Source organism: Moorena sp. SIO3B2 (genome assembly GCF_010692525.1).
GTDB classification, from domain to species: domain Bacteria; phylum Cyanobacteriota; class Cyanobacteriia; order Cyanobacteriales; family Coleofasciculaceae; genus Moorena; species Moorena producens.
In genome coordinates this window covers 1-7,683 of record NZ_JAAHHE010000291.1, presented here as the reverse complement: position 1 = coordinate 7,683, position 7,683 = coordinate 1, and the positions used below count along the sequence as shown (strand labels likewise).

At 46.6% G+C, this 7,683-nt stretch carries 9 protein-coding genes; 7 read left to right on the top strand and 2 right to left on the bottom strand.

The features are described 5' to 3' along the window. The first annotated feature begins 229 nt into the window (after positions 1-229). Positions 230-811 carry a Pvc16 family protein gene (locus F6K38_RS31500; RefSeq protein WP_071105177.1) on the top strand — a complete coding sequence of 194 codons (582 nt, stop codon included), beginning with the start codon at positions 230-232 and terminating at the stop codon, positions 809-811. 377 nt (positions 812-1,188) lie between these two features. Beyond that, entirely contained in the window at positions 1,189-1,422 is a 234-nt protein-coding gene (locus tag F6K38_RS31495) for a hypothetical protein (protein ID WP_071105176.1), read from the top strand. 465 nt (positions 1,423-1,887) lie between these two features. Here the strand turns inward: F6K38_RS31495 and F6K38_RS31490 are convergent, their stop codons facing one another. Beyond that, positions 1,888-2,031: a hypothetical protein gene (locus F6K38_RS31490; RefSeq protein WP_158026554.1), complete on the bottom strand. Its 144-nt coding sequence runs from the start codon at positions 2,029-2,031 to the stop codon at positions 1,888-1,890. Positions 2,032-2,036: 5 nt separating this feature from the next. On the opposite strand from F6K38_RS31490, the gene F6K38_RS31485 reads away from it, so the two are divergent. The 5 genes from F6K38_RS31485 to F6K38_RS31465 all read left to right on the top strand — a co-directional run bounded on the left by F6K38_RS31485 (position 2,037) and on the right by F6K38_RS31465 (position 7,364). Further along, positions 2,037-2,516 carry a carboxypeptidase-like regulatory domain-containing protein gene (locus tag F6K38_RS31485; protein ID WP_287359002.1) on the top strand — a complete coding sequence of 160 codons (480 nt, stop codon included), beginning with the start codon at positions 2,037-2,039 and terminating at the stop codon, positions 2,514-2,516. Positions 2,517-2,903: 387 nt separating this feature from the next. Beyond that, positions 2,904-4,139, top strand: coding sequence for a phage tail sheath family protein (locus F6K38_RS31480; RefSeq protein ID WP_071105174.1), 1,236 nt, complete (start codon positions 2,904-2,906; stop codon positions 4,137-4,139). A gap of 87 nt (positions 4,140-4,226) precedes the next feature. After that, the gene (locus F6K38_RS31475; RefSeq protein ID WP_071105173.1) at positions 4,227-5,468 is read left to right on the top strand and encodes a phage tail sheath family protein; all 1,242 of its coding nucleotides are present in this window, start codon (positions 4,227-4,229) and stop codon (positions 5,466-5,468) included. A 141-nt stretch (positions 5,469-5,609) separates the two neighbouring features. Then, the gene (locus F6K38_RS31470) at positions 5,610-6,767 is read left to right on the top strand and encodes a phage tail sheath family protein (protein WP_071105172.1); all 1,158 of its coding nucleotides are present in this window, start codon (positions 5,610-5,612) and stop codon (positions 6,765-6,767) included. A 138-nt stretch (positions 6,768-6,905) separates the two neighbouring features. Further along, the gene (locus F6K38_RS31465) at positions 6,906-7,364 is read left to right on the top strand and encodes a phage tail protein (protein ID WP_287249924.1); all 459 of its coding nucleotides are present in this window, start codon (positions 6,906-6,908) and stop codon (positions 7,362-7,364) included. 66 nt (positions 7,365-7,430) lie between these two features. Here the strand turns inward: F6K38_RS31465 and F6K38_RS31460 are convergent, their stop codons facing one another. Further along, positions 7,431-7,604: a hypothetical protein gene (locus F6K38_RS31460; protein WP_287249923.1), complete on the bottom strand. Its 174-nt coding sequence runs from the start codon at positions 7,602-7,604 to the stop codon at positions 7,431-7,433. Between the last annotated feature and the right edge of the window lie 79 nt (positions 7,605-7,683).

Here is a 7,683-nt window from a genome sequence, read left to right as displayed (position 1 = left end):
AGGGGGAATTTGGTCAGTATGCTGGGCTGATTTAATGATTCGTAATAACTTCAATAACTGTGCAACTGATTCACTAAGTACTGATAACTTGTATGTATTTTTGTTACGGAGAAGAATTAAGGGGCAGTTTGCATTCTAAAGTTGATACTTGGGTTAGCCAAATTGCTGATTGACCTCAACCATTTGGCTGATGATTTGGCCACCTGCGTGCTAAGAGTGGGGAAATGCGATGATTCATGACCTGGATAAAACTTTGGAGGAATTGCTCAAGGGCGAACTCCCTCCTGACCTAATCTCGTCAGTTACGATTAGCTTTGCCACACCTGACAAGGATTTTAGTGTTAAGCCAGCGATTAATCTCTTTCTTTACGATGTGCGTGAGAATCTGGAGTTACGTAACACCACCTGGTCAACAGAACGCAGTAACGGTAGGGCGACCAAAAGGCGTAATCCAGTGCGAGTGGATTGCTCTTACCTAATCACTGCTTGGTCTGCTCTTACAACAGGTGATGGTCAAAAACCAGAGCAAGAAGAGCACCAATGGCTGGGGGAGGTAATGAAAGTGCTACTGCGTCATCGTATAATTCCAGCCGCTGTATTACAGGGAAGCCTCAAGGGGATGGAACCTCCGATCAGGACAGTTAGTCTGAGTCAGAGCAACCTACAAAGTTTGGGGGAATTCTGGCAAGCAATGGGAGGAAAGCCCAGACCAGCATTGAACTACACCCTGACTATGGCTGTGGAAGTCGATGATCCGGTTGACGCAGGAACTTTGGTAACCGATATGAGGACAAATATGAGGATTAAGTAACTGGACTTACGAAGTTTAGTTGGTTTTGCCCCCCTAACCCCCCAAACTTGGGGTACTACTCTCAAAGTCCCCCGCCCCCCTAACCTCATAAGGGTAGGTTTTTTACAAAGACCTCAGGTGTGGGGTGTGGGGTGTGGGGTGTGGGGTGTGGGGGATAAGAAAGCGATGCAGCGCCGCCAAAGGGGGTTTCCCCCATGAGCGACTGCATCAAGACAATGTACTTAATTTGTCGTTAAAAATCATCATTTATTCGTTGTTTTCCTTTTACTCTGATCAGGTTAAGTCCCATGTTTGACCCTAATGTAAAAAACCTACCCCTGTGAGGGACCCACGGGGGCGATGTTTAAATCCTGTAGTTGACTAAGGGAGTATTGCTCGTGTCAAATAAGATCAGGTTGGAAGCAATCCGCCATCAGGTCGCCATCGCTGGGCAGGTGAAAGATGACCAAACTCAGCAGGTGATTCCGGGAGCAGTGGTCGAGATTGCCGATATGCCCGACAGCTTCAAAAGCAAGTTAGATCTGCTAGCTGGGCTTTACGGAGATGACTGGGAAAAGAGGGTCGAGAGACCTGACCGCACTCGTACCAGAGTTGACGGCTATTTTTACTAGGAATCCGAACACTGAAAGCCCCGTCACAAAGCGAGCGGGGATGAAAGTGAACAGCGACTAATGTCGCCATGAAATAAATTCCTAGAAGACTCCGGAATCATCATCGAAAGTAATTTAGAATCGAAAGTAATTTAGAATAAAGTAGGTACAGGTTGAGAAACCGAGGCTGAGCCGGGAGAGAGACCCGTAACTTATTGACCTTAAAACAGTAATGCCTAGAGGGTAGGGAAGGTCCTCTTTAAAAACCCAATCATCAATTAACAGTTGGTGTGTGAACCCAGAAAAATCACTATGCACGAAAAAACGGTACGGTGGGGCACACCGGAACCAAGTGAAAAGGAAGGGAAACGGACTTTTTAAGGCACTTCCAATTAAGTAGCTAAACGCCTAGGGAGAATCGCCCTCTGGGTCTGTCGTGAATTAACTAGGAACTTGGTCTTGACGGGTTTTTGGTTTAAGTATTGTCTAATTTTTGACGGCGTCAAAGATTAGAACACGGCGGTTTAAGGCGGCTCGTTGATCTAGGAATCCCCGCGCCTTGTGGCCTACGGCCTCCGCTAAGCGAACAGGTCGGGGAGTGTCAATTCCAGGATCTCCCTGATGGGCCATATACCTTGACGGCTTCCTTGCCAGGTACGGGTACTCGCTATAGTGCTGACCCAACCATCAAAACTATACCGCCTGGTTCTAATACGGAATCCGATCAGACCGAGGTTCAGGTATCATCAGATCCAGAAACTGGTGCAATCGCGATACCTACTGTTAATTTCTATTTCCAACCAACTGCTCTGTTGGGTAAGGTCACCAACTCAGACGATGAAGCTGTGGTTATGGCCAAAGTTGAAATTGAGGGGACTTTTACTGACAACGATGGCAACTATCTCCTGAGTAGTCTGGAAGCATCTAGGGATAAATCAAGTCCTCGCCAGGTTATAGTTAACGTTGTTGCCCAAGGCTACCAGCAAGAAACCTCTCAACTTGTAGACTTGAACCAAGGGCAAGTGACCACGCACAATTTCTCTCTTATCAGAGTAAATGAAGTAGAAATAGTAAATGAAGTAAAAAGTATTTGGGGAGCTCAATACAATAGTTAGAGAACGTTGCTGAGATCGAGGCAAAGAGTTGGATTTATTCAAGGAGTTAAAGAGAATGCCAACCTAATTTATCCCTAGGTGTCTAGGTTGAGGAAGTCCCCTCTGGTTCTGCTCCAAACTTATAGACTTGAACCAAGGGCAAGTGGCCACTAAATATTTTTTTCTCATCAGAGAAAATAGGGTAGGAAGCATCTAGTTATAGCACTACGCATTAAAGTTAGGACATTGATACAAGCAGCAAAAGCTGTTCTAGTAAACTATTGCCTATTGCCTATTGCCTATTGCCTATTGCCTTGCGCGTAGCGCTATATCTCAACCGAAGAGTTAGATAATTTTGCTGAAATCGAGGCTTTGATTTGATTTGATTTATTCAAGGAGTTAAAGAGAATGCCAACCTATTTATCACCAGGAGTATACGTTGAGGAAGTATCCTCTGGTTCTGCTCCAATTGCTGGGGTAGGAACTAGTACCGCCGGTTTTATTGGTGCCTTTCCAAACTCGATTACAATTCCAGAACCAAACCCTAACTATGACCCAAGCCAAGACATTGATGAAACCCAAAATCCGGCTCATATTACAACCAATTTTTCACCGGAAAAAGTCGGTGAAGTCAAACTATGTACTAACTTTAGCGAGTTCAAGAAGTTCTTTGGAGACTTCTCAACCGATCCAGGTCAACGTCAGCTAGCTCACGCCGTCTATGGATTCTTTAACAACGGTGGTACTCGCTGCTATGTGGTGCGGGCAGCAGCAGAGAGTGAGATTACGGCTGACTTCCTAGAAAATACATTTGAGCCTATTGACGAAATTGCGATCGTTGCTGCCCCTGGCATTACCGACAGCAGTGTTGTCGATGCCATCATCACTCACTGTCAACAGAAGACCCAGGATCGCTTCGCAATCTTGGATAGTCAGGAAAATTTGGATGATACTTGGAAAACACTGCAACCAGGGGATGGCAATGTACCTAGCAAATCTGATTATGCCGCTTTTTACTTCCCCTGGATTCAAGTCTTCGATCCAGCCACCAACACACAGAACCCCAAAGGGGATGGTGGGATCTATGTAGCGCCCAGTGGTCATCTCGCCGGTCTCTATGCCCGTGTCGATACACAACGAGGAGTCCACAAAGCCCCAGCAAATGAAACAATATTAGGAGCATTGGGTCTGAAGTACAACATCAGCAAAGCCCAGCAGGATGGACTCAACCCCCAAGGCATCAATTGCATCCGTAATCTCAATGGCAATATTCGAGTCTGGGGAGCACGCACCATCGGTGGTGATGCTAATGGAGAATTTAAGTACATCAACGTCCGCCGCCTGTTTAACTATCTGCGGGAATCTATTGACGAAGGTAATCAGTGGATGGTATTTGAACCGAATAATCCGGAACTTTGGGCGAAGATTACCCGCAATGTTAATGCTTTCCTGACCAATGTCTGGAGTACAGGGGCATTATTCGGTAATACACCAGAGGAAGCCTTTTACGTCAAGTGTGATGAAGAGACCAATCCACCAGAAGTCAGAGATTTGGGTCAAGTAGTAACAGAAATTGGAGTAGCAGTGACCAAGCCAGCGGAATTTGTTATTTTCCGCATCAGTCAATGGTCAGGTAGTCAGTAGGGGCGCACCGCTGTGCGCCCGTACCAGAAGCGTACGCATTTTGCTCAGATCCAGCCTTTGATTAAACTGTTTCAAGGAGTTTAGAAAATGCCAACCTATTTATCACCAGGAGTATACGTTGAGGAAGTAGCCTCTGGTTCTGCTCCCATTGCTGGCGTAGGAACTAGTACTGCCGGTTTTGTGGGTACAATAGCAGACTCAATTGACATTCCAGAACCTAACCCAAACTATGACCCAAGCCAACCCACCGATGAAACTACCAATCCAACTTATATTACAACCCCTTTTGCCCCTGTAACAGCTGGTGAAGTCAAACTATGTACTAACTTTAGCGAGTTCAAGAAATTCTTTGGCAACTTCTCATTAGGTTCATATCACCGTTATCTAGCTCAAGCTGTCTATGGATTTTTTAACAACGGTGGTACTCGCTGCTACGTGGTGCGGGTTGCAGAGAGACATCACATTACGGCTGAGTTTCTAGAAGAAAAATTTGGAGCTATTGACGAAATTGCTATGGTTGCCGTTCCTGGTATTGCCAACCCCAAGATTAACAATGCCATGATCACTCACTGTCAGAATACTCAGGACCGCTTTGCTATATTAGATAGTCCAAGAGATTGGGATGATGATACCTGGAAGACGATGCAACCAGGGGATGACAATGTCCCGGGCAGAACCGACTATGCTGCTTTTTATTTCCCCTGGATTAAAGCCTTTGATCCACCCTATAAGATAAAAAACCCGAGCACTGATGGTTTGGTCAATGTGCCCCCCAGTGGTCATCTCGCTGGTATTTATGCTCGCGTCGATCAACAACGAGGAGTTCACAAAGCCCCAGCTAATGAAACTATACGAGGAGCATTGGGTCTACAGTACAACATCACCAAAGCCCAGCAGGAGCAACTTAACAAACACGGCATCAACTGCATCCGTAATCTCAACGGTAATATTAGAGTCTGGGGGGCACGCACCCTCGGTGGTGATTTCAATGGAGAGTTTAAGTACATCAACGTCCGTCGTCTATTCAATTATCTGCGGGAATCTATTGACGAAGGTACTCAGTGGATCGTATTTGAACCCAATAATCCTGAACTTTGGGCGCAGATTACCCGCAATGTTAATGCTTTCCTGACCAATGTCTGGAGTACGGGGGCATTATTTGGCAATACACCTGAGGAAGCCTTTTACGTCAAGTGTGATGAAGAGACCAATCCCCCAGAAGTCAGAGATTTAGGTCAGGTAGTAACAGAAATTGGTGTGGCAGTGACCAAGCCAGCGGAATTTGTGGTCTTCCGCCTTAGCCAGTGGGCAAGTCCTAGTGGGAGCTAGGGAAGTAGGGAGTAGGGAGTAGGGAGTAGGGTTTTTTCCCTGAGAATTTTACCACAGCCCGCACCCGGACCCGACCCCAAAGCCGACACCCCAAAGCCTTAGGCTACACCCCAAATCCATAGGAACAAGGAAGATCAAAGTATGGTATATTCTCAGCAACTGACACCGGGTGTCTATCGAGAGGAGATATTCCCTAAACCAGGACCTGGACTCCTCACAGGTGTACCCGCATTCCTAGGATTTGCCGAGACTGGACCAATTAACTCCCCCCAGGAAATTACCCTCTGGTCTCAATTTACAGAAACCTTTGGTCAGCCTCTAGCTGAGGGTTACCTGGGTTACGCTGTACGTGGCTTCTTTGAAAATGGTGGCAGCTTGTGCTTAGTTGTGCGGCTAGAAGACACAGTTTCGATCACAGAAGCACTGGGAGGAGCGGCAGATGATAGTGGAGGACTAGGAGCGATCGCATCCTTGACTAAAATTGACTTGGTCTGTGTGCCGGATCTAATGGCAGGAAACCGTAACCACGATGACGTGTTGAGGATGCAGAATGCTATCTTAGAACACTGTGATCGGCAAGGCGATCGCTTTGCCATCTTAGACTCGCTCCCTCCAGTAGCAGTACAAGTGACTCAGTCTATAGAGAGGGTAACAGAGCAAAGGTCGAAACTGCAGGGGAAAAGCGGTGCTTTGTATTATCCCTGGATTAAAGCTGAAAACGGTCCCGACTGGATGCCCCCCTGTGGTCACATTGCTGGAGTTTACGCCCGTAGCGACCAACAATTTGGCGTTCACAAAGCACCGGCAAATGAGACTATCGAAGCCATAGTCGATGTAGAGTTCAGTCTGACCAATCGCGAGCAGGACATTCTCAATCCCCTTGGGGTTAATTGCCTGCGGGCTTTTCCCGGACGAGGTATTCGAGTGTGGGGAGCACGTACTCTCAGTGAGGATGCAAATTGGACTTATGTCAACGTACAACGGTTATTTCTGACAGTGGGCAGATGGCTAGAACTGAACCTGATAGATATAGCTTTTGAGCCAAACGATCTGAGATTATGGGTCCAGATTGAACGAGAGTTAACCGCCTATTTTGAAGACTTACTCGAACAAGGTGCTCTCAAAGGAACAACAGAACAGACAGCTTTTTACATTAAATGTGATGCTGAAACGAACCCACCAGAAGTAAGAGAAGCAGGGATGGTGGTCACAGAAATTGGTTTAGCACCTGCTATTCCTAGTGAATTGATCACTGTGCGTATTATTCTCGGTGCTAGTGGTGTGAAAGTAGCAGCATAGGTCTGGGTTAGCAAGGCAATAGGCAATAGGCAACAGGCAATAGGCAATAGGCAATAGGCAATAGGCAATTGGCAATAGGCAATTGGCATGCTAGCAACAGTCAACAGCAATTATTAGGATATTAGGAGGTTTTTGACGATGGTATTTTCTCGAAAAGATCCATACAGAGGTTACAACTTCAAAGTAGAAATCGATGGTATCACCCGCGCCGGTTTCAGAAGCTGCTCAGGGATAGACACCACTCAGGAAATTAGCACCTATCGAGAGGGTACCGATAGAATGCTGAATATGCGCCAAATCCCTGGTATGCTCACCCTCTCTCAAGTTACTCTCAGTCGCGGCATTACTGATGACAGGGAATTATGGGACTGGCGAACCAAGGTAGCAACCGCCAAAGACCCCTCCGAGTATCGCAAAAATATGTCTATCGTCCTCTGGGATGATGCCGGAAATGAAAAAGTGCGCTGGAACCTGATCAACTGTTGGCCAGTTAAGTGGACAGGTCCAAGCCTTGATGCTACTTCCAATGAATTAGCCATTGAAACCCTCGAAATTGTCCACGAAGGGGTCACCGTAGAAAACGGTAAATGGACGTAGGGTGTAGGGTGTAGGGTGTAGGGTGTAGGGTGTAGGGAGTAGGGAGTAGGGAGTAGGGAGTGTCAATTAGGTTTCGTTAGATTCCGCGCTTTGCTGCAAGCAACCTACACCTGTTACCAACTGCCAATTCCCGATTCCCAATTCCCAATTCCCGATTCCCAATTCTAAATTCGCGCATTCTAAATTCCCGATTCCCGATTCCCGACTCCCGATTCCCGATTCCCAATTCCCGATTCCCAATTCTAAATTCTAAATTCTCAATTCTAAATTCCCCACAAGATAATGCAGACAGAGTTTCCTTTTACCCTACCCCAGGGCT